This window comes from Nocardia sp. NPDC055165, from assembly GCF_053606985.1.
In genome coordinates this window covers 439,434-463,997 of the sequence record NZ_JBSGSS010000003.1, presented here as the reverse complement: position 1 = coordinate 463,997, position 24,564 = coordinate 439,434, and the positions used below count along the sequence as shown (strand labels likewise).

Below are 24,564 nucleotides of genomic sequence, written 5' to 3'. Positions count from 1 at the left end.
TTCCCCCGACCGCTGTTGCGGGTTGCCGACGTTTCGGACCCATCCGAGTCGGGCACCGGTCCGAATGTCGGAGGTCATATGTGTGACCAATCCCCAGGATGAAAGGTGATCTATGGCGACGGGGAAACACAGGGCGCCGAACTTGCAGCGACAGAAGGTAGGTTCGGTCGTCGCAGCCGGAGCGGTACCCCTGGTCATGGCCCTGATCGGCACGGGCACCGCGAATGCCGATCCCGCGCAGGCGGCGGTGACCCAGCCCGAGCATCAGGCCGGACCGGAGTTCGACGCGGTGGCGCCCAACGCCACCCCGTACGTGGGGCAGCCGATGCCCGCGAACACCCGCAGTTCGCTGCAGTGGTCGCGGACGGGGCCGGAAATGGATTACCTGTCCCCGGTGGGACCGCTGCACGCACCGACCGCGGTCGCGCCGGTGCCGCCGATCCTGCCGCCGCCGGGCCAGTTCCGCTTCGGTGACCAGCAGGTTCCGGTGCCGGACTTCGTGCCGGTGGACACCTCGATCCAGATCAACGACGCCGCAGCCAACACCGAGGCGAACCTGGCGACGTTCCTCGACTCGGTCGGGCTCGAGCGCAGCCGCTCGGACCGGATCGCGTCCGAGACCCTCGGTTCGGCGGCCAGGGGTGCGGCGGTCGGTTCCACCGTGGCGATCCCGTTCGCGATGATGGCGAGCACGGGTGGCGCGTTGGCGGGGCTCGTCGCCGGAATCCCGTTCGTGCCGATCGGTTTGGTCGCGGGTCCGATCCTGGGCGGCATGGCCGCGTACATGGCCGTGTCGATCCCCGTCACGGTCGTCGGCGCCGGTATCGGTGCGGCGGTGGGTGCGGCGAGCGGTTTCCTCGCGCCGCCGCGGGGGATGGCCCCCGAGGCCGCCGACAGCGACGCCGAGCTCGTCAACGCTTGATCGAATTCCCAGCGGTGGGAGTCGGGCTCTTGCTGCCCGGCTCCCACCGCCTTTTCGTGAGCTATCCGGGCGCGAACGCGAGCGCGCGCAGGCGGCTGCTCGTGCGGGTGGCGAGCGAGCCGCCCGCGGCCAGCGGGAGCCGAACCTCGTCCACGCTGCCCGACCAGGCAGGACGACGGTCCGGGTAGACCAATTCGCTGTCGAGCGCACGGGCCCCGCTCAGCCGATCGTCGGTCGACGAACCCGCGCCGAGCTCGAGCCGGTGCCGAAGCAACGGCACCTCGCCCAGGTCGGCCAGCAGATCACCGCGCCACCCACCGCCGTCCTCGCCGCTGCGGCCCACCTGCACCCGTTCCCGCAGCCGCAGCCGCGCGTCGGGCGCCACCTGGACCGTGGTCACCACATGATGGTGTGCGCCACCGGCCACGATCGTGGGTTCCGGATCGAAATCCAGTTCGGCGCCTTCGCCGATGTCGAAACGCCAGTGCGCGTGCGACACCATGGTGCCCGTGCCCGGCAGGGCGATCGTCGCCGCCACCGAACGAACCACCAGCCGCGCGCCGGCGCGCACGACGATGGTGATGTCGAGTTCGTCCCCGCCGAGCGGGGTCGCCGCGGTACCGATCAGGTGCACGGTGTCGATACCGGTGTGCCGCCCGGCCAGGCCGCCGATCGCGTCGATGCGGGGCAATCTGCCCGGTGCGGCGACGATGCTCAGTTCAGTGCGCAACGCCGGTGGCCGCGTCCTGCTCGGCGGCGACCCGCAGCTGCTCGCGCACCCAGGCCAGGACCGGGGTGGCGGCCGGGTCGTCGGTGAGCGAGACCAGGGCGGTGGGGCGGCCGTCGCGGACCTTGGCGGCGTCGCGCTCCATCACACCGAGGTCGGCGCCGACCAGCGGGGCGAGGTCGGTCTTGTTCACCACGAGCAGGTCGGAGAAGGTGACGCCGGGGCCGCCCTTGCGCGGCACCTTGTCGCCGCCTGCCACGTCGACGACGAAGATCTGCACGTCGATCAGACCGGACGAGAAGGTGGCCGTGAGATTGTCGCCGCCGGATTCCACCAGGATCAGGTCCAGCGGCGGATTGGCCGCGACGAGATCGTCGATGGCGTCGAGGTTGGCGGTGATGTCGTCGCGGATGGCGGTGTGCGGGCAGCCACCGGTCTGCACGGCGGTGATCCGCTCGTCGGGCAGCACGGCGTGGCGGCGCAGGAAGTCCGCGTCCTCGGTGGTGTAGATGTCGTTGGTCAGCACCGCGAGGGACAGCTCGTCGCGCAGCTGCCTGCACAGGGCCGCCACCAGCGCGGTCTTGCCGGAGCCGACGGGTCCACCGATGCCGATGCGCAGCGCTTCACCGGCCGTGCGGTTGCGCTTGGGCCGGTCGTGGCTGTGATCGTGCGGTTCGCCATCGATCAGATGGGGAGGCATGGGGGCTCCATTCTTCTCGGAATCACGGGGGTCAGGACGCGAACAACGGCATGTCGCGATGGAGGTGACGTTCGGCGAGCGCGTCCTGCAGCGGATCGGACAGGGCGGCGAGGCCGACGGCGGCCTCGGCGGCGATCAGGTCGCACAGCGGGGCCAGGCGCACGGTGCTCGCGGCGATTTCCGCGGGATCGAGGGCGAGCAGTCGTTGCGCGGCGGTGGCGGCGCCGGTGAGCGTCGTGTAGACGACCACGCCCGCCAGCTGTTCGGTGCTCGCTCCGCTCGCGGCGCCGACCATGCCGAACACCGTCGACAGGTGCGGGCGCGGGCCTACCGCGGCCCAATCATGGTGCGGCCACAGCTGTTTGGCCAGGCGGAGCAGCCCACGGCCTTGCGCGCGCGACGCCGTTCGCGCGGCGGGTGACGGCGTACGAGCGTCGGCTTCGAGCTCGGCGCGTTCGGGCGTGAGCGCCCCGCCGCACACCGCGGCGGCCAGCGATGCCGTGACCAGTCCCGAGGTGGAGATCCGGCGCCGCAGATACAGCTCCACGCTCGCGTTGTCGCGCAGCAACCCCGACGACACCGCTTCCTCGACGCCGCCGGAGTGCACGTGTCCACCGATGGGCAGGCGCGAATCGGCCAGGGCGAGCAAGGTCGCCAGTCCTGTCGCACCCTCGTTTCGCATCCGCCGATCCTATGCAACGAACCTGGACGTCTGCCCGGTGAGGGCGATCAGCACGGCACACCGTGGCGGTCATCACCCCGGCCGGTGGTCGTACTCGCCGATCGGCCGCGGGTGCTTCAGCCCGCCTCGGTGGTCGTCGAGCCGGTGCGGGCAGAGCGCCAGGCCAGTACCGCCATCGCGATCAGCAGCAGTGCGCCGCCCGCGGTCGCGACGTGCATGCCGCTGACGAAGGATTCGCGGGCCGCGTGGATCAGCCCGTCGTCGCCGGCGGACTCCAGGAGGGTGTCGCCCAGGGTCTCGCCGAAATCGCCGCCGGAACGGAACACCAGGGCGGCCACCGAGCCGAGCAGGGCGAGACCGAGCGCGTTGCCGAGTTCGAAACTCGTTTCGGAGATCCCGACCGCCGAACCCGCCCGCTCGGCCGGCACCGCCGACACCGCGACATCCGACACCAGGGTGAACGAGAAGCCGTACCCGATTCCGGCGATCACCGAGCCCGCGATGTACCAGCCGAGGCCGCCGTCGACACCGACGCCGAGCAACATCAGGTTGCCGATCGCCGACAGCAGCAGCGCGAGCGTGAACGTGGCCCGCACGCCGAGCCGCAGCCCCAGGCGCGCGCCGCTCATCGAGCACACGAACACCGCGATCGCCATCGGAATGCCGAGCAGCGCGGCGGCCAGCGGGTCACGCCCGGTGACCGACTGCAGGTAGATGCTGGTCAGGTAGCTCAGCGCGGCGAGCGACATCATGCCCGCCATGCTGGCCCCGATCGCCACCCGGAACAGCGGCCGCGTGAACAACGACAGGTCGAGTAGCGGTTCCGCGAGGTGACGCTGCCTGCGCACGAACAGTACGAGCAGCCCGACGCCGATCATCGCGATCACCAGCGACACCGCGTCCAGGCCTTCGGCGGCGATGTGTTTGATGCCGTAGATCAACGGCAGGATGCCGCCGATCGACAGCGCGACACTGGGCAGATCGATCGGCCCCAGGGCCGCGGAGCGATGTTCGGGCAGCAGGATCGGCCCGAAGATCAGCAGGATCGCCAGGACCGGGATGTTGATCAGGAATACCGAGCCCCACCAGAAGTGGTGCAGCAGGACACCGCCGATGATCGGCCCGACCGCCGAACCACCGGCGAAGAACGCGGTCCAGATCCCGATCGCGGTGGCCCGTTGCCGGGTGTCGGGGAACAGGGTGGAGATCAGCGCCAGGCTCGACGGCAACAGCGTCGCCCCGCCGATGCCCATGAGTACGCGGGCCGCGATGAGGATCGGCGCGGTGGGGGCGAACGCGGCGAGCACCGACGCGACGCCGAAGATGGCGGCGCCGGCGAGCAGGATGTTGCGTCGGCCGATCCGGTCGCCGAGGTTGCCCATGGTGATGAGCAGACCGGCGAGCATGAACCCGTAGATGTCGAGGATCCAGAGTTGTTGCGACGCGGTGGGATCCAGGTCGGCCGTGAGGGTCGGCATGGCAAGGAAGAGCACCGAGATGTCCATCGACACCAGCAGCACCGGCAGCAGCAGCACGCCCAATCCGAGCCATGCGCGGCGTCCACCGGCGACTGCGGTGGGCACCGCCGGTTCCAGCTTCGTCATTCCGACATCCTTCCGAGGTTGTGCGTACGCCGTACGCGCGAGCTGGGTACAGTGTACGCATGAAGGTTGTATTACGAAAACGAGTCATGGGATGACCGAGACGAAGCTCACCCGCACCGCGATCGTCGACGCCGCGATCGCCCTCGCCGACGCCGACGGACTCGACGCGGTATCGATGCGCCGCATCGCCGACCGCCTCGATGTGGGCACCATGTCGCTGTACCGGCACGTGGCGAACAAGGACGAACTCATCGCGGCCATGACCGACGAGATCGCCGCCCGGCACCCCTACCCCGATCCCGCCGGTCGCGGGTGGACGTGGCGCGACCGGGTGCGCATCGCCGCGGAGATCGATTGGGAGCTCTATCAGCAGCATCCGTGGGTGCTGCTCACTTTCGCGGTCCCCCGCTACAGCTTCGGCCCGCAAGGCCTGACCAGCCTGGCATGGCTGGTCGAAGGCCTGCGCGAACTCGACGTGACCGCCCGCGAGGCCACCACGATGGGATTCTCCGTCTGGAACTACATCTCCGGCGCCAGCTTGCCGGTGGTCGGCGGCGCACTGCTTGCCGAGAAGCGCACCGCCACCGACGACACCAACGGACTGCGCGATCTCCTCGAGGGCACACCCTCCTTCCCCGTCCCGCCGGCGCTGGCAGAGCTCGAAGGCGCCGGGGTCAGCGACCTGACCTCCGAGGACCTGCTGTTCCTCGGCCTCGAAGCGCTGTGCGACGGTTTCGCCGCACGGGCCGCCCGTCGCGCTTGACCTCGAGCACCGTTCAGGTTGAACACTGACCTCATGCATGCGATTCAGCTCCACGAGTTCGGTCCCGCCGAGAACCTGCGCTACGCGTCGATGCCGGATCCGGCACCGGGCCCGGGTCAGGTCCGCATCGACGTGGCGGCCTGCGGGGTCCACCTCGTCGGCACCGCGTTGCGCCGTGGTGAGCCGGGCCCGTACCCGGTACCCGAGCTACCGACGGTCCCCGGCCGCGAGGTCGCCGGAGTCGTGGACCGCGTCGGCGACGGTGTCGACGGCGCCCTGCTCGGTACGCGTGTCGTCGCCCACCTGGGCACCGCACCCGGCGGCTATGCCGAGCTCGCGGTCACCGAAGCCGAACGCCTCCTTGCCGTTGCGGACGGCGTGAGCTTCAGCGCCGCCGTCGCGATGGTCGGCACCGGTCGCACGGCGCTGGGCATTCTCCAGTTCACCGAACTCGATGCCGACAGCATCGCGGTGGTGACCGCGGCGGCCGGCGGGATCGGCACCCTGCTGGTCCAGTACGCCGTCGCCGCGGGCGCCACAGTGGTCGGGCTCGCGGGTGGACCGGACAAGGTGGCGATGGCGCGAGCCGACGGCGCCGATATCGCGGTCGACTACACACTGCCGGATTGGCCGGCGAAGGTACGCGCCCAGCTGGGCGGCCGAGCCGCGACCGTCGTGTTCGACGGCGTCGGCGGGCCGGTCGCCGAAGCCGCCGTAGACCTGCTCGGCCCCGGCGGCGCCCACCTGGTTTTCGGCTGGTCGGCGGGCGCTCCGGCACAGGTGGACACCGCCGCTCGCGGCATCACCTCCGAAACCGTGCTCGGCCCGCCGATGATCCAGCGGGCGGGCGGTGACCTGCGCGTCCTGTCCGAACGCGCCCTGGCCGGCGCGGGCACCGGCTTGTTCCGTCCCGCAGTGACCGAATTCCCACTGGCCGAGGCCGCCACCGCCCACCACGCTCTCGAATCCCGCTCCACCACAGGCAAAGTCGTGTTGATCCCCTGACAGGTCGAGATCATCGGGCTCCGGCGGTGGTGATCCGGCCGGAATCTCCGGTACCCGGGCCTGATGATCAACCGACCAGCTCACCGGTCGTCGGGCGCGTCCCCGAATGTCGGACGACGGGGCGAGGGTCGGTGGTGAAGACTGGACCTATGACCGACGCGCAGCCGCCCGCCGATCGTCGCCTCGCCGCTCAGTCGCTGGCCGCGAACGATCCGACCGGATGGTTCGAACCGCTTTACGCCGCGGCCGCCGCGGGGACCTCGGTGGTTCCGTGGGATCGCGACGTCCCCAATCCCCTGCTGGTCGACTGGCTCCGCACCGCCACCCTGCCTCAGGGAGCGCGGGCCGTGGTGATCGGCTGCGGATACGGCATCGACGCCGAATTCGTTGCCTCCCAAGGTATCCGAACCACGGCCTTCGACATCTCCCCCACCGCGATCCGTGGCGCCCGTGCCCGATTCCCGCATTCCCCCGTCACCTACAAGGTTGCCGACCTCCTCCACCCGCCGCCGACCTGGCTCCACGCCTTCGACCTGGTCGTCGAGTCGATCACCGTTCAATCCTTGCCCCTGGACGTCCGCGCCCACGCCATCACCGGTATCCGAGACCTCCTCGCGCCCGGCGCGACCCTGCTCGTGATCGCCGACATCAGCCAGACCCCCGCGACCGCCGGCCCGCCCTGGCCGCTCACCCGCGCCGACATCGACTCTTTCACCGCCTCCGACCTGACCCCGGTCCGGGTCGAAACCGTCTCCCGTGCCGACGCCTCAGGTCTGCACCGCTGGCGGGCGGAGTTCCACCGCCCGCCGCGCACCGCCGACTGACACCGGGCAACGCCAGGCAGGAGCGGTCCGCGGGGGCGGCCGAACGCGGACCGAGCGCGCGAATCGCGATCAAGACCAGGCCCAGGGCCGCGTACAGCGTGAGAATGTCGCCGTCCCCCAGACGGTAGAGCGCCGAATCGGCGCCTCAGACGCCGGGCGCAGCGTTCTGTACGGGGCGACGCCACGTCGGGACGGTCAGGTAGGTCGCGGCGCGGAGCAACCACTCCACCGGGCCGTACGAATGACCGCGTAGCCACCAGGCGCTGAACGCGAGCTGGGCGGCGAAGGTGAGCAGGGCGATCGCGATGACGCCCAGGGGTGCGATGTCATCGGCGAGGGCTAGGCCGTATCCGGTGTAGACGAGCATCAGCACCACGGATTGCCCGATGTAGTTGGTGGCGGCCATGCGCCCGGCCGGGGCGAGCAGGGCGGTGCAGCGGCCAAGGCGTGCGGACTGCGCGGCGAGCAGGACCGCGGCGACATAGGCGAACGTCATGAACGGGTTCACCAGCATTTGCAGGCCGTGGATCACCGCGGGGGCGTGCCACCAGGTCATCGACTCGGCGAAGGTCATCGCCGAGATCGGAACACCGATGCCGAAGCCGATCACGAGTGCGCGTAAGGACCAGCGGCGCAGCGTATCCGGATCCGCGAACAGGTTGCGTTTGCCCGCCGCCATGCCGATCAGGAACATCGCCAGGCTCGGTACGCCCTGACTGAACCAGATCAGCAACAGGAACACCGGCGCGATGGCCGTCTGCGCGGAGAACGTCGATGCGAAATCCGCGGTGTAGTCGGCCGATATCGCGGGCAGGTCGACGAGCTCGCCGAAGGCGAGAAGACCGGTACTGCCGGGCAGGAAGCTCCACGCCGACCACGTCGCGTACAGCACCACACCGGTGATCACCGCGGTCCGCGGCCGCAACTTACGCAGCGCGATGAGGGTCAGGCACAGGAACGCGTACAGGGTGAGGATGTCGCCGATCCACAGCAGGTAGACGTGGACGAGTCCGATCGCCATCAGCGCGGCACACCGCCGCAGCAACCGCCGCACCGGCGAAGCCCCCGCACGCTGGGCCGCCGCGATCTGCAACGTGAACGAGTACCCGAACAGAAACGCGAACAGCAGGTAGAACCGCCCGGCGAACAGCGCGTCGACGGTGGCCCGTACCAGCAGATCGACGGTGCCGCCGAAACGCAGTACCGGATCCTCGCGCGTGCCTACCACCGACCACAGCGAGGTCGCCACGACCACGTTGGTGATCAGGATCCCGAACAGGGCGAACCCACGCAGGATGTCGACCTCGGCGATCCGCGATCCGGATCGCACTGCGGGCGAGCGTGTTCCGAGCGCGTCTGCCATGCACCGAGGGTACGCACGCCTCCCGGTCACATTCGTCCACCGTGCGAGCTATTTCGACGCCCTGTCGGAGTGACCCGCTCTCAGCCCTGCGAGGTATTGACAGCCGGGTCCGACCATGGGCATCCCTGAGCCACCCGCGCCCGTCACGGTGCCACAATGGAGCACGATCACGCTCGGCAGGGACTCGCAACCACCACGGAGGCGGACATGCAGGCAGTTGTCATCGATGAATTCGGCGAACCGAAGGATGTGCTCACCGCACAGCAGGCGCCAACCCCCGAGCCCGGCGCGGGTGAGGTGCGGATCGCGATGTCGCTGTCGCCGATCCACAACCACGATCTGGCGATCATCCGCGGCGTCTACGGCTATCGGCCGCCGCTGCCCGCGATCCCCGGAACCGAGGCGGCCGGCGTCGTCGACGCGGTCGGCCCCGGTGTCGACGCACTTCAGGTCGGTCAGCGGGTGGCGATCGCCGGCGTCCGTGGCGCCTGGGCGGATTCCTTCGTCGTCCGCGCCGAACAAGCGGTGCCGATGCCGGATTCCGTGCCCGACGAGACCGCCTGCCAGCTGCTCGCCATGCCGCTGAGCGCCCTGATGCTGCTCGACGATCTCCAGGTGCGGGCCGGTGAGTGGATCGTCGTGAACGCCGCCAACGGCGCGGTCGGTCGCCTGCTCAACCTGTTCGCGAAGGAACGCGGAGTGCGGGTGCTGAGCCTGGTCCGCGGCCAGTCGTCGGTGCAGGCGCTGGAAAAGCTCGGCTACGGTCCCGTGCTCGACACCGAATCGGTGGGCTGGCTCGCCACGGGGGCCGACATCACCGGTGGCGAACCGATCGTGCGCGCCGTCGACCAGGTCAGCGGTCCGGCCGCGGGTGATCTGATGGCACTACTCGCCCCGCGCGGCGAACTGATCTCCTTCGGCGCGCTGTCGGGCAAACCACTGATCATCGACACCGGCGCCGTCATCTTCAAACAGGCTGTGGTGAAAGGATTCTGGGGCCAGCAGCGCAGTTCCGACATCGACCGGGCCGACTACGTGCGGTTGATCACCGAACTCGTCACCCTCGCCGCCGACGGCACCCTGCGACTGGATGTCCAGGCCGATTTCGCGCTCGCGCAGGCCGCCGAGGCCGCGGTGGTGTCCGAAACTCCCGGCCGCAACGGCAAAGTGGTCCTGCACGCCGGAACTCGCTGAACGCTCGGCCGGGCGGGTGAACGCGCCACTCGCCCGGCCGAACTCTTTCCGGACTCCCAACAGCAGGCGAAATTTCCGCGATGGGCTGTTCCCGCGCGCCGTCAGCGGGCAGGATTCGCCGCAGGAGCAGCGGCGACGCCGCGCCGCTGCCGAGCAGAGGACTGAGCCGATGACCGCAGCACAGGCCCCCAATCCCGACTTCGCACAGCTGGTCCCCAGCGTCGTGCTGTCCATGCCCGCCGCCGCGCACCTGGGTTTCCACTTCAGCCGGGTCGAGCCCGGCGACGTCGAGATCGTGCAACCACACCGGCGCGAACTCACCCAGCACGACGGCTATTTCCAGGGCGGCGTCCTCGGCTCGCTCGCCGATTTCGCCGCCGGCTCGGCCGCTGGCACGCTGCTGCCCGCAGGCTGGGTGAACATGACCATCGACTACACCGTGAAGATTCTCGCGCCCGCCAAAGGGCCGAACGTGGTCGCCCGCGGCCGGGTGATCAAGCCGGGCGCACTGCTCACGATCGCCGCCGCCGACGTGTTCTCGGTGGAGGAATCCGGCGAAATCCTGTGTGCCACCGCGCTGGTGACGATGCGCAACGTTCGCCTCGCGGCGGCCTGAGTACCGGCGGCGAGCGACCCCATGCCGATCATCACTCTCGACGGTGTTCCGATCTCCTATACCGACACCGGCGCTCCCTCGGGCACACCCGACGCCGCCACCGTGGTCTTCGGCCACGGATTGTTGTTCGGTGGCTGGATGTTTCGCGCCCAGCTCGAGGCCCTGCAAGGCGACTACCGATGCGTCACCCTCGACTGGCGCGGTCAGGGCGATACCCCACCCACCGCAGGCGGCTATGACATGGACACTCTCGCTGCCGACGCGGTGGGGGTGATCCGCGCTCTCGACGCGGGCCCCGTGCACTGGGTCGGGCTGTCCATGGGCGGCTTCGTCGGCCAACGACTGGCCGCCAGGCACGGCGAACTCCTGCGATCGCTCACGCTTCTCGACACCAGCGCTCAGGCCGAGGATCCCGCCAAGATCGGCGAATACCACCGGCTGGCCCTGGCGCTGCGCTGGCTCGGCATCCGCCCCATCGCCGGCCGGGTGGCCACGCACCTGTTCGGCCCCTCGTTTCGGGCTTCCGGCACCGGCAAGGAAGTCGTCCGCGAGTGGTCGCGTCGCCTGGCCGGAATCGATCGTATCGGCACCCGCAACGCCGTCCACGGTGTCACCGAACGCGGCGCCGTCGACGGCGAACTCGCGGCGATCACCGTCCCCACCCAGATCATCGTCGGCGCGGACGACGCCGCCACCCCGCTCCCGCATGCCCGCCAGATCGCCGCGCTCATCCCGCATGCCCGGCTCCACACGATCCCCGCGTGCGGTCACTCGAGTTCCCTCGAACAACCGGAGGCCGTCACCGAACTCCTTCGGGATTTCCTGGCATCGGTCGAGTCGAGTACCTCGACGACGGAGCCACGCACCACCTGATCGCGAATTCGTGTTCGTCACAGGGCTTTCCGTGCTTCCGGTGTGTACGGTCGATGCGCGTTCGGCCCGGCGCGGGTACCGTCGATTCGATGGCCGACCTCACCGCTTCCGCCCCTGTCGAGTCCATCGGCGCCGACTTCTTCGACGATCCGCACGCGCAGTACCGCCGGTGGCGCGCCGAGGGCCCCGTCCATCGGGTTCGCTTCCCCGACGATGTCGTGCGCTGGGTGGTCGTCGGCTATCCCGAAGCCAAGATCGCGCTCGCCGATCCGCGCTTGGGCAAGGACGCCGTGCAGATCAACGCGATCCTGCACACCAAGCGCGACACCACGGCGACGGACCCGAATATCGTCGCGCTCCTGAGCCATATGCTCGGCACCGACCCGCCCGCGCACACCCGCCTGCGCAAGCTCGTGAACAAGGCTTTCACCAGCCGCCAGGTCGCCCTGCTGCGACCACGTATCGAGCAGATCACCGCGTCGCTGCTGGATGCGATGGGTGATCGCGACGAGGTCGATCTGATGAACGATTTCGCCAATCCCCTTCCGGTGACCGTGATCTGCGAGCTGCTCGGTGTCGCGTTCGAGGATCGCGCGGATTTCCAAGCCTGGACCAAGGCCCTGGTCACGGTGGTGGGCGAGGGCGAGCAGGACGAGCGTCCCGCCGCGTCGGCCGCGATGGTCGGCTATCTCGCGAAGCTGGTGCGCACCAAGCAGTCCGCACCCGCCGAGGATCTGCTGTCCCAACTGGTCCTCGCGGACGAGGAGGGCGATCGGCTCACCGATCAGGAACTGGTGTCGATGGCGTTCCTGCTGCTGGTCGCGGGCCACGAGACCACGGTGAACCTCATCGGCAACGGCGTCCTCGCCCTGCTCCGCAACCCCGAGCAGTGGCAGGCCCTGCGCGCCGACCCCACCGGTGTCCCCGCCGCGATCGAGGAATTCCTGCGCTTCGACGGCCCCGTCGACATGGCCACCGCCCGCTATACCGCGGAACCGGTCACGCTGGGCGACACCGAGATCCCCGCAGGCGAGATCGTCTACGTCGCCCTCTCGGCCGCCAACCGCGACCCCGCCCGCTTCGCCGCCCCCGACACCCTCGCCACCGACACTCCCACCGCCGGCCACCTCGCCTTCGGCCACGGCATCCATTTCTGCGTCGGCGCCCCCTTGGCCCGCGTAGAAGCCGAAATCGCCTTCACCGCACTCCTGCACCGCTACCCCGACCTGACCCTCGCCCCCACCGCCGACCTCCGCTGGCAAACCAGCACCCTCATCCGGGGCCTACTCGAACTACCGGTCCGGCTGCGCTGAGGCCGCTGACCGCCACCACGATGTAGATCGGCGCCCGGGTGGACTTTCCACCATCGGCCGATCACCCGGTGACAGCCTCGCCGAACCCCACCAACGACTGACGACCACGACGAGCACCGATGGTGCGGTTCGTGGGTCGGTGGGGTCGAGATGATTGGACCGATCGACGTTCACTATCGCCCCGGCGCGGGGGCCGTGGCGGGCTCGACACTGGGCCCATGGCACGACTGCAGATCGAAGCGGTGTCGAAGAAGTTCGATGCCGAGTACGCGGTGCGCGAGGTGAGTCTCGACATCGCCGATGGTGAGTTCATGGTGTTGCTGGGGCCCAGTGGCTGCGGCAAGTCCACGTTGTTGCGGATGATCGCGGGGCTGGAGGAGCCGAGCGCGGGGCGGATTCTGGTGGGCGACGTCGACGTGACGGACGCGGCGCCACAGCGGCGGGATCTGGCGATGGTGTTCCAGAGCTACGCGCTGTATCCGCATCTTTCGGTGGCGCGCAATATCGGGTTCCCGTTGCGGGCCCGGCGCAGGCCACGGGCGGAGATCGCGCAGCGGGTCGCCGAGGTGTCGGCGACGCTGGAGATCTCGGCGCTGCTGGAGCGCCGCCCGGTCGCCCTGTCCGGCGGACAGCGGCAACGAGTCGCGCTGGCACGCGCCATGGTGCGCGATCCCGGCGCGTTCCTGATGGACGAACCGCTGTCGAACCTCGACGCGAAACTGCGCAGCGCGACCCGCGCCGAACTGATCGCGCTGCACCAGCGCCTCGGCGCGACCTTCCTCTACGTCACCCACGATCAGGTCGAGGCGATGACGATGGCGACGCGCATCGCGCTGCTCAACCAGGGCCGCATCGAACAGTGCGGCACCCCGGAGGAGCTCTACGACCGCCCGCGCTCGACCTTCGTCGCCGGCTTCCTCGGATCGCCGCCGATGAACCTGTTCCCCGCCGTCGTCACCGCGAGCGACGGCCATATGACGGTGATGGCCGACGGCATCGATGCCGCCCTGGACATTGCCGAGGATTCCGGCGACGCCACCGCCGTCGTCGCCGGAATCCGCCCGGAACGCCTGCGGATCGACGACACCTCGACCGATGTCCGCGGGCGGGTACGGATGGTCGAGAACCTCGGCAGCGAAGAACTCGTGCACCTCGAGTCCGGCCTCTGCGTGCGCGCGGCGCGACCGGCCGGTGTCCGGGTGGGCGAGGACATCGCCTGCCGCGTCGACCCCGCCGACATCCACCTGTTCGACCCCGACACCGGCCTGCGGCTGACGTGGCAAGCGCCCAGCTCCCCCGCGGAACCGGCCGTCGACGCGGCCGCGATCCCCGTCCCCTGATTTCGGCACCACCCCGATGACAAGGATAGAACCACGATGAAACGCACACTGCCCGCGCTGGGCGTGGTGTTCACCGCCGCCCTCGCCCTCACCGGTTGCGGCCTCGGCACCACCGGGTCCACCGACGCCACCACTACCGCGCAGATTCCCGAACTGGCTGCCGACCAACAGGTTTCGATCGTCTTCGAGTCCTACAGCTACGGTGTGGCGGGCGCCTGGACCGACACCTTCAACGCCCTGATCGCCGACTTCGGCGCCAAGCACCCCAATATCAAGGTCACCGCGCAGAAGCCGCAGGGCAACAGCCCCAACCCGGCCACCGACACCGTCTCCAGCATCCAGAACCAGATGGTGGCGGGCACCCCGCCCGACGTCGCCCAGCTCGGCTTCTCCGACCTGGACTTCACCATCCACCAGCTCAAGGCCAAGCCGCTGGACCAGCTGGTCGGCGCATCGGAAGTGAAGCAGAACTTCGACGGCGCCCGCCACGCGTACGCGCCCCGCGCCCGCACCCTCGACGACTGGGACGGCCACACCTACGGCGTTCCGTTCGTCTTCTCCACGCCCGTCCTGTATCTGAACGCGTCGCTGTTCGCCGAGGCCGGTCTCGATCCCGCCAAGCCGCCCACCACCTGGGACGAGGTCACCACCGCCGCGAAGGCGATCGCCGACCGCACCGGCAAGGGCGGGGTCTACATCGACTGCCTGACCAAGACCGCCAAGGACTGGTGCTTCCAGTCGCTGGTGCGCTCCAACGGCGGCCGCGTGATCTCCGAGGATCGCAACACCCTCACCTTCGCCGACGCGCCCGCCGTCGAGGTCACCAAGATGGCGCAGAACCTCGTGAACAGCGGCAGCATGCCCAAGCTCAATCAGAAGCAGGGCTACGAGGCGTTCGGTCGCGGCGAGATCGGCATGATGCTCGAAACCAGCGCGTTGCAAAGCGTTTTCGTCACCGGGTCCAAGGGCAAGTGGGACCTGCGTTCGGCGCCGATGCCCGGTTTCGGCAACAAAGCCGCCGTCCCGACGAATTCCGGTGCGGGCCTGCACATCCTGTCCAACGATCCCGCGAAACAGCGGGCCGCGTGGGAACTGATCAAGCACCTGACCAGCGAGGATTCCTACAAGAAGATCGCGCAGAACATCGGCTACCTGCCGCTGCGGACCGGCCTGCTCGAGGAAGCGGGTGGGCTGAAGGAATGGGCCGACCAGAACCCGCTGCTGCGCCCGAATGTCGCGCAGCTGGCGAACATGGAGCCGTGGGTGTCGATGCCGGGCAACAACTATCTGCAGATGCGCGACGGCATGATGGACGCCGTCGAGGCCGTCGTGTTCCAGGGCGCCGACCCGCAGTCGACGCTCACCGCCGCCCGCACCGCGGGCACCGAACTCATGCCGAAGTCATGAGCGGGCTGACGATCGTCCAGATCACCGACACCCACCTGCGGCCCGAGGGCGAACTGCTCCACGGGGTCGACACCGCCGCCAATCTGACCGCGGTGCTCGACCGGCTGCGCGAATTCGGGCAGCGCGTCGACGTGCTGATCTTCTCCGGTGATCTCAGCGACAACGGTTCGCCCGAGGCCTACCGGCGGTTGCGGGCCGCGGTCGAGCCCGTCGCGGCCGATCTCGGCGCCGAGATCGTCTACGCGATGGGCAATCACGACGAACGCACCGCCTTCGGCATCGAACTGCTCGGCCGCGACACCGTGGACCCGGATCTCCCACACGACCAGAGTGTCGAGATCGCGGGCGTGCGGATCATCGTGCTGGACAGCACCACACCGTTCCAGCACGACGGCAAGCTCGAGCCGGAGCAGCTGGCCTGGCTGGCCGAGCAGCTGCGCACCCCCGCCCCGCACGGCACCGTGCTGGTGGTGCACCATCCGCCGCTGCGTTCCCCGCTGGCCACCCTGGACTTCCTCCGGCTCAAGGACGCCGAACAGCTGGCCGAGGTCGTGGCGGGCACCGATGTCCGGATGATCCTGTGCGGACACAACCACCTCACCGGCGCGTCGGCGCTGGCCGGGATTCCGGTGTGGATCGGTCCCGCGACGGCCTACCGGGTGGACCCCATGGCACCGGCGGGCAGGCACCGCGGCTTCGTCGGATTCGGATTCAGCCGCGTCGACGTCACGGAGTCGACAGTGCTGGCCACCGCGATCGACGCTGCTCCGGCGCCGAAGGTCTATGACCGGCCGGAGTCGGAGATGCTCGAGCAGATCGCGGCGATCGTCGCCGCGCGGGCGGCGGTGCGGTAGATGTTCGTCATCGATGCGCCGGCGTCGCCGGTACCGCCGGTCGCGGCGACACCGGTGCGCCGGCGCCTCACCCGCCGCCATGTGGCCCGGTTCGTCGCGCCCTACCTCTATCTGAGCCCGGCACTGGTGCTGCTGGTGGTGTGGACCTATCAACCGCTGGTGCAGGCCCTGCAGCTGTCCACCTACTCGTGGAACCTGCTGCCGACCGCGCCGATGACCCCGGTGGGCACCGCGAATTACGAACGGCTGCTGGACCTTCCGGCGTTCTGGGGCGCCCTCGGTCGCACCGGGACACTGATCCTGGGCCTGTTGCCGTTCACGGTGGTGCTGCCGGTCGTGATCGCGATGGCGAGCAGACGGGTCACCGGTCGGGCGCGCACGATCTATCAGGCACTGGTGTTCGCGCCGTTCCTGGTCGCGCCGGTCGCGGCGGCGGCGGTGTGGCGCTGGTTGCTGCATCCGGGGACGGGCTTCCTCGCCCAGGTGACCGGTTCGGACCGCAACTGGGTGTACGAGACCGCGACCGCGCAGGGCGTGATCATCGCGATCACCGCCTGGCACCTGATCGGCTTCGCGGTGCTCGTGGTGTGGGCGGGCCTGGCCGGCATCAGCGGTGACTACGACGAAGCGGCCAGGGTCGACGGCGCCTCCCCCGGTCAGATCCGGCGCTGGATCACCCTGCCGCTGCTCTCGCCCACCGTGCTGTTCCTCGTCCTCACAACCGTGTTGCTCAGTCCCACACTGACTTTCCCGCTCATCGACTCGATGACCCAGGGCGGTCCCGCGCAGGCCACCACCAATATCTACTACCTGCTCTGGGATTACGCCTTCCACAGTTTCGACGCCGGTTTGAGCGCCGCGGCCGGTGTGCTGCTGTTCTTCGGCTTCGGTCTGGTGGCCGCGCTGCTGGTCTGGATCTCGGAAAAGGTTGCTGTCCATGACGATTGAACGACTGCGCGGGGCAGGCAGCCACCTGCTGCTCGCCGCCACGGCGCTGGTGTGCGTGTTCCCGATCTACTGGCTGTTCGCGACGTCGCTGCGCAGACCCGAGGACGTCACCTCGCTGTCGCCGATCCCGTGGCCCCTGTCGACGGCCAACTATCTCGACGCGGCGCAGAAGGTCGACATCGCCGGTCTGATCGCCAACACGTTCTTCGTCGCGGTGCTCTCGGCGGCGGGCCAGCTGCTCATCGCCTTGCTGGCGTCGTACGCGTTCGCCATCTACACCTTCCCGCTGCAGAAGCTGCTGTATCTGGCGTTCGTCGGGGTGTGGCTGGTGCCGTTCCAGGTGACGATGCTGCCCAACTACATCCTGCTCAACCAGCTGGGCCTGATCAACACCCTGATCGGCGTCGTGCTGCCGACGCTGTGCTCGGCGCTGGCGGTGCTGCTGTTGCGCCAGCACATGTCGGCGTTCCCGAAAGAGCTCATCGCCGCCGCGAAGATCGACGGGCGCTCGTCGTGGTCGATCCTGTGGACCGTGGTGGTCCCGAACCTGCGACCAGCGCTCGCCGCGCTCGGCATCCTGCTGTTCATCAACGCGTGGAACGAGTACTTCTGGCCCGCGGTCGTGCTGCGTCAGTCCAACAGTGTGCTGCAGCTGGGACTGCGTAGTTTCATGGGCACCGAAGGCGATCAGTGGGGGCCGATGATGGCGCTGGCGGGTCTGGCCTGCCTGCCGGTGCTGATGCTGTATCTGGTGCTGCAGCGCCACATCGTCAATGCGTTCGTGCGGTCGGGACTGAAATGAACGACGACTTCACGCCGTCAAGACCTGGTCGTCGGCCAGGGCAGGTGCCGTGGACGCGAGGCAATCCAGAAACATCGCCACCGCCGGATTCTGTTCGTCGGCCCGCCACACCACGTGCAGATCCAACGTCGGGACCGGATCGACCAGTTTCACCGCCACCGGGTCGGTGTCCGAGGACCCCATACCCGCCGACACCGCCCGTGGCAGCGAGGCGAATCCGACCAGTGGGCGCACCGAGACGATGTGGGCGGTGGCGCCCGGATCGTCGGCGATCTGGGTGATGTTCAGCGCGATCCGGGTCTGCGCGGCCGACCGCAGGATCGCGTCGTACATCGCCGGACACTGTTCACGGGCGAACAGCACGCAGTCCTGGTCCCGCAGTTCGGCGAACGGCACGTGCGAGCGGTGCGCCCAGCGGTGCTGCCTGCCGACCACCGCCACCAGCGGAATCCGGTGCAGCAGCCGCCGATACCGGAAATCGGCGGTGCTGGGGTGGCCGTAGACCATGGCCAGGTCGAGGGATCCGTCGGCCAGGGCGGCCAGCTGCGGCCCGGTTCGCTTCTCCCACAGCGACACCGAGATGCCGGGGTGGCGGTCGGTGAGCTGGGCCAGCGCGTCGGGCAGGATGTGCTTGCTGGCGGGCAGGTTGTAGCCGACGTTCAGGCTGCCGGCGCGACCGGCGGCGGTCGCCTTCGCGGCCTGGGCGGCCCGGTCGAGCTGGGCGATGATCTGGCGGGCCTGCAGCTCGAACTCCCGGCCCGCCGGCGTCAGCCGCACCTCGTGTGAATTGCGCGCGACCAGCTGCACTTCCAGGGATTTCTCCAGCTTCTGCAACTGAGCGCTCAGGCTCGGCTGCGTCAGATGCAGGCGCTGCGCCGCCCGTCCGAAATGCAGTTCCTCGGCGAGCGCGATGAACGAGACGAGATGACGGAATTCCATGATGGCGGCTCCTGAAGTCGAACAGTCCCACGCTAGCGGCAGCGAACAACCTCCCGATGAATCCCGGACGCCCGGCAATGACCCTGCGCATTGCCGGGCGGTGAAGATCAGGAATTCGGGCCGTTCACCACGGCGTAGGCGAATCCGTCCCACCCTTTCGCGCCGACGGTCTGGATGACGGTCGCGTCGACACTCGGTTCGGCGGCGAGCAATTCGATCAGGTCGCGGCTCGCTCGGGCATTGGGATCCTCGGTCTGCTCGTCGGCCACCGCGCCCGCGCGCACCACGTTGTCGACGATGATCACCGAGCCCGGGTGGGTCAGGCGCAGCGCCCACTGCACGTAGTTGGAGTTGTTGACCTTGTCGGCGTCGATGAAGACCAGGTCGAACGGTTCGGTCAGATCCTCGGCGACACCGGGCAGGGTGTCGAGGGCCGCGCCCACCAGGATCTCGACGCGCTCCCCCACGCCGGCGCGGTCGAGGTTCTCGCGCGCGACCTTGGCGTGGCGGGGTTCGAATTCGAGGGTGACGACGAGACCGCCGTCACCGACCGCGCGCGCCAGCCACTCGGTGCTGTATCCGCCGAGGGTGCCGATCTCGAGTACCCGGCGCGCTTTCGCGGTGCGGGCCAACAGGTTCAGCAGCTTGCCCTGGGGCGGGGAGACGTCGATGGCGGGCAGCCCCGCGTCGGCGTTGGCGGTGAGTGCGGGCGCTCCCTCGTCACCGACGAGCGTGGTGACGAGGTAACTGTCGACATCGGCCCAATCGTTGATCGTCATGGACGCAGTCTGCCACCGCAGTCGCGGCTTTGTTCTTGTGTCTCATCGGGGATGACGTGTTGGGTAGTCTGGACGTGGCCTGACGGTAGCAAGACCCCGGGGGAACCGTGAACCGACCACTGTTGTTCCTCGATGTGGACGGTCCGCTCAACCCTTACGCGGCCCAGCCGGCGCGGCGTCCCGACGGCTACACCACACTCGAACTTCCTCGCAACGACGCCCATGAGGACGACAGGGGCCTCTCGCCGCGACGGCGCCCCCTGCATGTCTGGCTCAATCCAGAACACGGCGGAATTCTGCTCCGGCTCGGCTTCGAGCTGTGCTGGGCCACCACGTGGATGGCGAATGCCAACCGGTGGATCGCACCGGTTCTCGGCCTTCCGGAACTTCCCTTCGTCGACTTCGGCGACGTCCTCCTCCAGGAGCGCCCTGACGGAGTGCACTGGAAGACCGGGCCGCTGGTGGACTATGCAGACGGCCGTCCTTTCGCCTGGGTGGATGACGAGCAGAGTGAGCTCGACGAGACGTACGTGTCCGCCCACCATCACGGGTCAGGGCTCCTGCACCACGTCAACCCGCGAATCGGACTCCGGGACAACGACTTCCGCGCCCTAGCCGACTTCGCCAGGTCCCTGGACACCTGACGAACCGCCGGCTGAGCACCTCCGGGTCTTCCGGTTGCAGTACCCGCATCCTCGGCCGCTACTTCGCGGTCTCGACCTCGGTCACGCCCTGGATGATCTTCACCGCGCTCTGCGCCAGCATCTTCGTATCGATCAGCGCCTGTGCCAGTTTCACCAGCATCTGCGAGACCGTCACCGTGGCCAGCGAGATGTCGAGCAGCGCCCTGGCGATGAGCGCGGGGGTGGCAGTTCCGGCGGAGGCGATGAGCAGCGCGGTCATCTCGGCGAGCATGCCGGCGAGATTGCTCAGGATCTCGACCACGATCTCGCGCACTGTCTCGACGATGCCCTTCATCGCCGCGTTGCACTCCGACAGCACCTCGGCGACGGCTGCCTTCTCGGCGATCTTGCCGGTCAGCTCGGTCGCCTTGGCCACGTAGGCTTCGGCCGCGGCACCTGCCCATTCACCGATTCCGGTGTCGAGCGCGGTCGCCCACTCCTGCGCGGTGGTCGTCAGACTCTCGGCGATCGCCTTCCACGAATCCGAATACGCCTGGACCATATCCGGGCTGCCGGTGATCGATTCCAGTGATTTGCGCACCGGTTCGACGTGTTCGAGCATCCAGCTCATCAGTTGCGAGCCGAGGAAGTTGAACGGGTCGAACTTCGCCAGCGTGGAGGTGCCCTTGATCGCCTTGCCGAACATCGTCGCCGCCGACGCCCAATCACCCGCGGTACCGGCCGCTTTGGAGATGGCGTCGACCTTGGTCATGATCGACCCGTCGCCGGTCATCGCGTTGTAGAGGCCGAGGCCGTTCTCCCAGGTGTCACCCTGGAGCGTGCCCTTCATGATGCCCGCGTCGGGTTCCTCCCCGCCCGTCGGCCGGCCCACGTTGCTGAACAGGAAGTTGTTTTCCTGGTAGTAGGTGTCCCGATAGTCGACGCCGTCTTGGAGCAGGTCGTTCTCGGGAGCTTCGCCGTCGTCGAAGGTGCTCACCGTGCCGGGCAGGACGGTGTGCTCGTTGAGGAACGTGCCCGCCGCGTTGGGTCCGTCGGCCATGGTCAGACGTTCCTTTCGATCTCGGCGGTCTTGCCGGTGAGATCGCCCGCCCGGGTGGTGTCACACGTTTCGAAGGTGTCGGCGGCGGTGCGGAGTTTGCCCGGCATCTCCGCGGTCAAAGTGTCGAGCTGCGCCAGTGCCTCGGTGATGTCGTCGTGGAGCGAGTTGAGGGTGCTCACCGCGTACGGCTTCACGAGCAGGCCGTAGCCGTCGTCGGCGTGGGCGAGATAGTTCGCCGCCTCGAGCGCCTTGGCGACCCCGCCGGACACGCCGTCCACCGAGCAGGCCTGTGACCTGATCGCCTCCAGATTCACATTCACCAGACTGGTCACGCAGAATCCCTCCTCCGGCGAACTCGGTCGAGTCCGCAGCTCTCGATCTAGTTGGACGCGCCCCGGCCCCGTTCGGTTCCCTCGAATGTGTGCCGGGTTGTAGCGGTGGCTACTGCAACCAGGATTTGCGCTGGTAGAACATGTCCTCGTCGGACGGCTCCTCGGGTGCGACAACCCGATCACGGTCGGGTTTGCGAGTGGCGGGAGCCTCGGGCGCGGCCGGCCACGATGCGGCGGGGGCGGCCGGAGCGGCGGGCGGCGACGACGGCGGGACGGGCGCCGACGCGGTCGGGTCCAGGTCGGGGAACCGGTCGCTGTACTGGCCGACGATCGCCTCCCCGGCCTCGTCGGTGCCGACCGTGTCATGGACCAGGCCGGTGACCTGGTCACGCAGGCGCGCCTGGGCGCGATGCGTGCAGGCCATGAGCTCGGCCGCCACGGCGGTGGGATCCATGCCGCGCACGGCGGCCGCCAAGGTGATCGCGGTGGTCGAACCGTTGGCGTCCACGGTGACGCTGATCCGGCCGTCGGCCGAGGTATCGGTGACGCTCACCGCGGTCATCTTGGCGTGCAGCTCCTGGTAGCGCTGCGCCTTCTGTTCCAGGTCCTCCGCCCAGCGCGACAGGTCCGCGGCGGCGTTGTTCAGGTCGTCCATGCTGTGTTCCCCTCCCGCCGGGGTCCCCGGCGCTGTGTGGCGGAAGGCGTGCCGAAACCCGCCCCGCTCGGATCGCGACGAGCCTAATGGACACAGCCGCGACAGCGTTCATCAGCCCGGCACGGACGCAGCGAAGACGGCGGTCAGAAAAGGAAGTAGCGCTGGGCCATCGGGAGTTCGGTGGCGGGTTCCTCTGCCCAGACTTCGCCGTCGATGCGGACAGTGAAGGTATCGGGGTCTACTTCGATGTGGGGCATGGCGTCGTTGTGGGGCATGTCGGCCTTGGTGACGCGGCGAGCGTTCTTGACCGGCACCAGCTTTCGGCGCACGTTCAACCGGTTCGCGAGGCCGTCGTCGATGGCCTGTTCGGAGACGAAGTGCAGGGAGGTCGCCGCGGCGGCCGGGGCCGCGGCGCCGAACATGGGGCGTGGAAGCACGGGCTGCGGGGTGGGGATGGAGGCGTTGGCGTCGCCCATCGCGGCCCAGGCGATCATGCCGCCCTTGAGGACCGCGTGCGGCCGGACACCGAAGAACGCCGGTTCCCACAGCACCAGGTCGGCGAGCTTGCCGACCTCGATCGAGCCGATCTCGTCGTCGAGTCCGTGCGAAACCGCCGGGCAGATCGTGTATTTGGCGATGTAGCGCTGCACGCGGGCGTTGTCGGCCGCACCGTCACCGGGCAGGGCGCCACGGCGGCGTTTCATCACGTGCGCGGTCTGCCAGGTGCGCATCACCACTTCACCGATCCGGCCCATCGCCTGGGAGTCCGAGCCGATCATGGAGATGGCGCCCAGATCGTGCAGGAGGTCTTCGGCGGCGATGGTGGACGGGCGGATCCGCGATTCGGCGAAGGCCAGGTCCTCGGGGATCGACGGGCTCAGGTGATGACACACCATCAGCATGTCGAGGTGCTCGTCGAGGGTGTTGACGGTGTGCGGCCGGGTGGGGTTGGTGGAGCTGGGCAGCACATTGAGATGGGAAGCGACAGTGATGATGTCGGGCGCGTGGCCGCCACCCGCACCCTCGGTGTGGTAGGCGTGGATGCCGCGGCCCGCGATGGCGGCGAGGGTGTCCTCGACGAAACCGGCCTCGTTCAGCGTGTCCGAGTGCAGTGCCACCTGCGCGCCCGCCGCGTCGGCGACGGTGAGGCAGGCATCGATCGCGGCCGGGGTGGAGCCCCAGTCCTCGTGCAGTTTGAAACCCGATGCGCCGCCGCGCAATTGCTCCCACATCGATTCCTGGCTGACCGTGTTGCCCTTGCCGAGCAGCACGATGTTCATCGGCCAGTGGTCCAGGGATTCCAGCATCCGCGCCAGGTGCCAGGAGCCCGGTGTCACGGTGGTGGCCTTGGAACCCTCGGCGGGGCCGGTGCCGCCGCCGATGAGGGTGGTGATGCCGCCACCGAGCGCCTCGTCCATCAGCTGCGGGCAGATGAAGTGGACGTGGCAGTCGATGGCGCCCGCGGTGAGAATGCGGCCGTTGCCCGCGATGATCTCGGTCGACGGGCCGACAACGAGATCGCGGTGCACGCCCGACATCGTGTCGGGGTTGCCCGCCTTGCCGATACCGCAGATCCGGCCGTCGCGAATGCCCACGTCGGCCTTGATGATCCCCCAGTGGTCGATGATCACGACACCGGTGATGACGGTGTCGGGGGCGCCGTCGGCGCGGGTCGCGCGTGACTGACCCATCGACTCGCGCAGCACCTTGCCGCCGCCGAACACCGCTTCCTCACCGGCGAGTCCCGGTCCGCCACTGCGGTCTTCGGTGATCTCGACGATCAGGTCGGTGTCGGCCAGGCGAATACGGTCGCCGGCGGTCGGCCCGAACAGTTCGGCGTAGCGGGCGCGGCTCAGTTCGGTCATCGGCTCTCTCCCGGACGTCGCGGCGAGAGGCTTGCCGCGCGATGGTTGTCGGTCACCTCAGGCATCCAGGTGCCCGGGCGGGTTCATGCTGATGCCGTAGACCTCGCGGGTACCACCGAGCGGAACCAGCGAAATCCGCTGCGGCAGACCGGGTTCGAATCGAACGGCGGTGCCTGCCGGGATATCGAGCCGGTGCCCGTGGGCGGCTTCGCGATCGAACTCCAGCGCGGCGTTGGACTGCGGGAAGTGCACGTGGCTGCCCACCTGAACGGGGCGGTCGCCGGTATTGACCACCTCGAGCTCGACGCGTACCGCGCCCGCGTTCAGTTCGATCGTGCCCTCGGCACAGAGGTATTCGCCGGGAATCATGGGTC

The 24,564-nt window shown here is 68.9% G+C and carries 26 protein-coding genes; 14 read left to right on the top strand and 12 right to left on the bottom strand.

What is annotated here, in order from left to right; genetic code table 11:
- The first annotated feature begins 142 nt into the window (after positions 1-142).
- Positions 143-922: a hypothetical protein gene (locus ACWFRF_RS08930; protein WP_387443165.1), complete on the top strand. Its 780-nt coding sequence runs from the start codon at positions 143-145 to the stop codon at positions 920-922.
- A 61-nt stretch (positions 923-983) separates the two neighbouring features.
- Here the strand turns inward: ACWFRF_RS08930 and ACWFRF_RS08925 are convergent, their stop codons facing one another.
- The 4 genes from ACWFRF_RS08925 to ACWFRF_RS08910 form a co-directional block, all read right to left on the bottom strand.
- Complete coding sequence (locus tag ACWFRF_RS08925; protein ID WP_452449416.1) at positions 984-1,652, bottom strand: urease accessory protein UreD; 669 nt, start codon at positions 1,650-1,652, stop codon at positions 984-986.
- Positions 1,642-2,349, bottom strand: coding sequence for an urease accessory protein UreG (gene ureG, locus ACWFRF_RS08920; protein WP_379315716.1), 708 nt, complete (start codon positions 2,347-2,349; stop codon positions 1,642-1,644). Before ureG ends, ACWFRF_RS08925 begins: the two co-directional genes overlap by 11 nt.
- 31 nt (positions 2,350-2,380) lie before the next feature.
- Positions 2,381-3,031, bottom strand: a complete 651-nt coding sequence (locus ACWFRF_RS08915; RefSeq protein ID WP_452449414.1) for an urease accessory protein UreF — start codon at positions 3,029-3,031, stop codon at positions 2,381-2,383.
- A gap of 116 nt (positions 3,032-3,147) precedes the next feature.
- Positions 3,148-4,635 (bottom strand): MFS transporter, encoded by a 1,488-nt coding sequence (locus tag ACWFRF_RS08910; protein WP_452449412.1) that lies wholly within the window; start codon positions 4,633-4,635, stop codon positions 3,148-3,150.
- Positions 4,636-4,726: 91 nt separating this feature from the next.
- On the opposite strand from ACWFRF_RS08910, the gene ACWFRF_RS08905 reads away from it, so the two are divergent.
- From ACWFRF_RS08905 to ACWFRF_RS08895, 3 genes are all read left to right on the top strand, one after another.
- Positions 4,727-5,398: a TetR/AcrR family transcriptional regulator gene (locus ACWFRF_RS08905; protein WP_452449410.1), complete on the top strand. Its 672-nt coding sequence runs from the start codon at positions 4,727-4,729 to the stop codon at positions 5,396-5,398.
- A 33-nt stretch (positions 5,399-5,431) separates the two neighbouring features.
- Positions 5,432-6,403, top strand: a complete 972-nt coding sequence (locus tag ACWFRF_RS08900; RefSeq protein ID WP_452449408.1) for a zinc-binding dehydrogenase — start codon at positions 5,432-5,434, stop codon at positions 6,401-6,403.
- 149 nt (positions 6,404-6,552) lie between these two features.
- On the top strand, positions 6,553-7,227 hold the full coding sequence (locus tag ACWFRF_RS08895; protein ID WP_379314721.1) for a class I SAM-dependent methyltransferase: 675 nt from the start codon (positions 6,553-6,555) through the stop codon (positions 7,225-7,227).
- A 145-nt stretch (positions 7,228-7,372) separates the two neighbouring features.
- Here the strand turns inward: ACWFRF_RS08895 and ACWFRF_RS08890 are convergent, their stop codons facing one another.
- The gene (locus ACWFRF_RS08890) at positions 7,373-8,590 is read right to left on the bottom strand and encodes a DUF418 domain-containing protein (RefSeq protein WP_452449406.1); all 1,218 of its coding nucleotides are present in this window, start codon (positions 8,588-8,590) and stop codon (positions 7,373-7,375) included.
- A 207-nt stretch (positions 8,591-8,797) separates the two neighbouring features.
- Here ACWFRF_RS08890 and ACWFRF_RS08885 point away from each other — a divergent pair, with 207 nt between their 5' ends.
- The 9 genes from ACWFRF_RS08885 (at position 8,798) to ACWFRF_RS08845 (ending at position 17,937) form a co-directional block, all read left to right on the top strand.
- Positions 8,798-9,784 (top strand): zinc-binding dehydrogenase, encoded by a 987-nt coding sequence (locus ACWFRF_RS08885; RefSeq protein ID WP_452449404.1) that lies wholly within the window; start codon positions 8,798-8,800, stop codon positions 9,782-9,784.
- 169 nt (positions 9,785-9,953) lie between these two features.
- Complete coding sequence (locus ACWFRF_RS08880; protein WP_378988382.1) at positions 9,954-10,400, top strand: PaaI family thioesterase; 447 nt, start codon at positions 9,954-9,956, stop codon at positions 10,398-10,400.
- A gap of 21 nt (positions 10,401-10,421) precedes the next feature.
- Positions 10,422-11,273, top strand: a complete 852-nt coding sequence (locus ACWFRF_RS08875) for an alpha/beta fold hydrolase (protein WP_452449402.1) — start codon at positions 10,422-10,424, stop codon at positions 11,271-11,273.
- Between the two features lie 89 nt (positions 11,274-11,362).
- Positions 11,363-12,586 (top strand): cytochrome P450 family protein, encoded by a 1,224-nt coding sequence (locus ACWFRF_RS08870; protein WP_452449399.1) that lies wholly within the window; start codon positions 11,363-11,365, stop codon positions 12,584-12,586.
- Between the two features lie 218 nt (positions 12,587-12,804).
- On the top strand, positions 12,805-13,926 hold the full coding sequence (locus ACWFRF_RS08865; RefSeq protein ID WP_379315599.1) for an ABC transporter ATP-binding protein: 1,122 nt from the start codon (positions 12,805-12,807) through the stop codon (positions 13,924-13,926).
- A gap of 36 nt (positions 13,927-13,962) precedes the next feature.
- Positions 13,963-15,333 carry an ABC transporter substrate-binding protein gene (locus ACWFRF_RS08860; protein WP_452449397.1) on the top strand — a complete coding sequence of 457 codons (1,371 nt, stop codon included), beginning with the start codon at positions 13,963-13,965 and terminating at the stop codon, positions 15,331-15,333.
- Complete coding sequence (locus ACWFRF_RS08855) at positions 15,330-16,187, top strand: metallophosphoesterase (RefSeq protein WP_387443143.1); 858 nt, start codon at positions 15,330-15,332, stop codon at positions 16,185-16,187. The genes ACWFRF_RS08860 and ACWFRF_RS08855 overlap by 4 nt, the downstream gene beginning before the upstream one ends.
- On the top strand, positions 16,188-17,135 hold the full coding sequence (locus tag ACWFRF_RS08850) for a carbohydrate ABC transporter permease (RefSeq protein ID WP_378988395.1): 948 nt from the start codon (positions 16,188-16,190) through the stop codon (positions 17,133-17,135). It abuts the gene before it with no gap.
- A complete protein-coding gene (locus ACWFRF_RS08845; RefSeq protein ID WP_452449395.1) occupies positions 17,125-17,937 on the top strand; it encodes a carbohydrate ABC transporter permease in 813 nt (270 codons plus the stop codon). The genes ACWFRF_RS08850 and ACWFRF_RS08845 overlap by 11 nt, the downstream gene beginning before the upstream one ends.
- A 9-nt stretch (positions 17,938-17,946) precedes the next feature.
- Here the strand turns inward: ACWFRF_RS08845 and ACWFRF_RS08840 are convergent, their stop codons facing one another.
- Positions 17,947-18,876, bottom strand: a complete 930-nt coding sequence (locus tag ACWFRF_RS08840; protein WP_449965697.1) for a LysR family transcriptional regulator — start codon at positions 18,874-18,876, stop codon at positions 17,947-17,949.
- A 107-nt stretch (positions 18,877-18,983) separates the two neighbouring features.
- A complete protein-coding gene (locus tag ACWFRF_RS08835; protein ID WP_378656229.1) occupies positions 18,984-19,655 on the bottom strand; it encodes an O-methyltransferase in 672 nt (223 codons plus the stop codon).
- Positions 19,656-19,762: 107 nt separating this feature from the next.
- On the opposite strand from ACWFRF_RS08835, the gene ACWFRF_RS08830 reads away from it, so the two are divergent.
- Positions 19,763-20,299, top strand: coding sequence for a hypothetical protein (locus tag ACWFRF_RS08830; RefSeq protein ID WP_452449392.1), 537 nt, complete (start codon positions 19,763-19,765; stop codon positions 20,297-20,299).
- Positions 20,300-20,357: 58 nt separating this feature from the next.
- Here ACWFRF_RS08830 and ACWFRF_RS08825 read toward each other — a convergent pair whose 3' ends face one another.
- The 5 genes from ACWFRF_RS08825 to ACWFRF_RS08805 all read right to left on the bottom strand — a co-directional run bounded on the left by ACWFRF_RS08825 (position 20,358) and on the right by ACWFRF_RS08805 (position 24,559).
- Positions 20,358-21,338: a hypothetical protein gene (locus ACWFRF_RS08825; RefSeq protein ID WP_378988401.1), complete on the bottom strand. Its 981-nt coding sequence runs from the start codon at positions 21,336-21,338 to the stop codon at positions 20,358-20,360.
- Between the two features lie 2 nt (positions 21,339-21,340).
- Complete coding sequence (locus tag ACWFRF_RS08820) at positions 21,341-21,670, bottom strand: type VII secretion target (RefSeq protein ID WP_379315523.1); 330 nt, start codon at positions 21,668-21,670, stop codon at positions 21,341-21,343.
- 109 nt (positions 21,671-21,779) lie between these two features.
- Positions 21,780-22,325 carry a YbaB/EbfC family nucleoid-associated protein gene (locus ACWFRF_RS08815; protein WP_378988405.1) on the bottom strand — a complete coding sequence of 182 codons (546 nt, stop codon included), beginning with the start codon at positions 22,323-22,325 and terminating at the stop codon, positions 21,780-21,782.
- A 143-nt stretch (positions 22,326-22,468) separates the two neighbouring features.
- Positions 22,469-24,190, bottom strand: coding sequence for an urease subunit alpha (locus ACWFRF_RS08810; protein ID WP_452449390.1), 1,722 nt, complete (start codon positions 24,188-24,190; stop codon positions 22,469-22,471).
- 57 nt (positions 24,191-24,247) lie between these two features.
- Positions 24,248-24,559 carry an urease subunit beta gene (locus tag ACWFRF_RS08805; RefSeq protein WP_378988409.1) on the bottom strand — a complete coding sequence of 104 codons (312 nt, stop codon included), beginning with the start codon at positions 24,557-24,559 and terminating at the stop codon, positions 24,248-24,250.
- Positions 24,560-24,564: the final 5 nt, after the last annotated feature.

Bases quoted from the DNA above. Each gene is read 5' to 3' on its own strand.
- ACWFRF_RS08880 (WP_378988382.1), top strand. From the start codon at position 9,954: ATGACCGCAGCACAGGCCCCCAATCCCGACTTCGCACAGCTGGTCCCC.
- ACWFRF_RS08855 (WP_387443143.1), top strand. From the start codon at position 15,330: ATGAGCGGGCTGACGATCGTCCAGATCACCGACACCCACCTGCGGCCC.
- ACWFRF_RS08885 (WP_452449404.1), top strand. From the start codon at position 8,798: ATGCAGGCAGTTGTCATCGATGAATTCGGCGAACCGAAGGATGTGCTC.
- ACWFRF_RS08870 (WP_452449399.1), top strand. From the start codon at position 11,363: ATGGCCGACCTCACCGCTTCCGCCCCTGTCGAGTCCATCGGCGCCGAC.
- ACWFRF_RS08895 (WP_379314721.1), top strand. From the start codon at position 6,553: ATGACCGACGCGCAGCCGCCCGCCGATCGTCGCCTCGCCGCTCAGTCG.
- ACWFRF_RS08850 (WP_378988395.1), top strand. From the start codon at position 16,188: ATGTTCGTCATCGATGCGCCGGCGTCGCCGGTACCGCCGGTCGCGGCG.
- ACWFRF_RS08835 (WP_378656229.1), bottom strand. From the start codon at position 19,655: ATGACGATCAACGATTGGGCCGATGTCGACAGTTACCTCGTCACCACG.
- ACWFRF_RS08915 (WP_452449414.1), bottom strand. From the start codon at position 3,031: ATGCGAAACGAGGGTGCGACAGGACTGGCGACCTTGCTCGCCCTGGCC.
- ACWFRF_RS08825 (WP_378988401.1), bottom strand. From the start codon at position 21,338: ATGGCCGACGGACCCAACGCGGCGGGCACGTTCCTCAACGAGCACACC.
- ureG (WP_379315716.1), bottom strand. From the start codon at position 2,349: ATGCCTCCCCATCTGATCGATGGCGAACCGCACGATCACAGCCACGAC.
- ACWFRF_RS08840 (WP_449965697.1), bottom strand. From the start codon at position 18,876: ATGGAATTCCGTCATCTCGTCTCGTTCATCGCGCTCGCCGAGGAACTG.
- ACWFRF_RS08810 (WP_452449390.1), bottom strand. From the start codon at position 24,190: ATGACCGAACTGAGCCGCGCCCGCTACGCCGAACTGTTCGGGCCGACC.
- ACWFRF_RS08900 (WP_452449408.1), top strand. From the start codon at position 5,432: ATGCATGCGATTCAGCTCCACGAGTTCGGTCCCGCCGAGAACCTGCGC.
- ACWFRF_RS08875 (WP_452449402.1), top strand. From the start codon at position 10,422: ATGCCGATCATCACTCTCGACGGTGTTCCGATCTCCTATACCGACACC.
- ACWFRF_RS08805 (WP_378988409.1), bottom strand. From the start codon at position 24,559: ATGATTCCCGGCGAATACCTCTGTGCCGAGGGCACGATCGAACTGAAC.
- ACWFRF_RS08845 (WP_452449395.1), top strand. From the start codon at position 17,125: ATGACGATTGAACGACTGCGCGGGGCAGGCAGCCACCTGCTGCTCGCC.
- ACWFRF_RS08890 (WP_452449406.1), bottom strand. From the start codon at position 8,590: ATGGCAGACGCGCTCGGAACACGCTCGCCCGCAGTGCGATCCGGATCG.
- ACWFRF_RS08910 (WP_452449412.1), bottom strand. From the start codon at position 4,635: ATGACGAAGCTGGAACCGGCGGTGCCCACCGCAGTCGCCGGTGGACGC.
- ACWFRF_RS08905 (WP_452449410.1), top strand. From the start codon at position 4,727: ATGACCGAGACGAAGCTCACCCGCACCGCGATCGTCGACGCCGCGATC.
- ACWFRF_RS08865 (WP_379315599.1), top strand. From the start codon at position 12,805: ATGGCACGACTGCAGATCGAAGCGGTGTCGAAGAAGTTCGATGCCGAG.
- ACWFRF_RS08860 (WP_452449397.1), top strand. From the start codon at position 13,963: ATGAAACGCACACTGCCCGCGCTGGGCGTGGTGTTCACCGCCGCCCTC.
- ACWFRF_RS08815 (WP_378988405.1), bottom strand. From the start codon at position 22,325: ATGGACGACCTGAACAACGCCGCCGCGGACCTGTCGCGCTGGGCGGAG.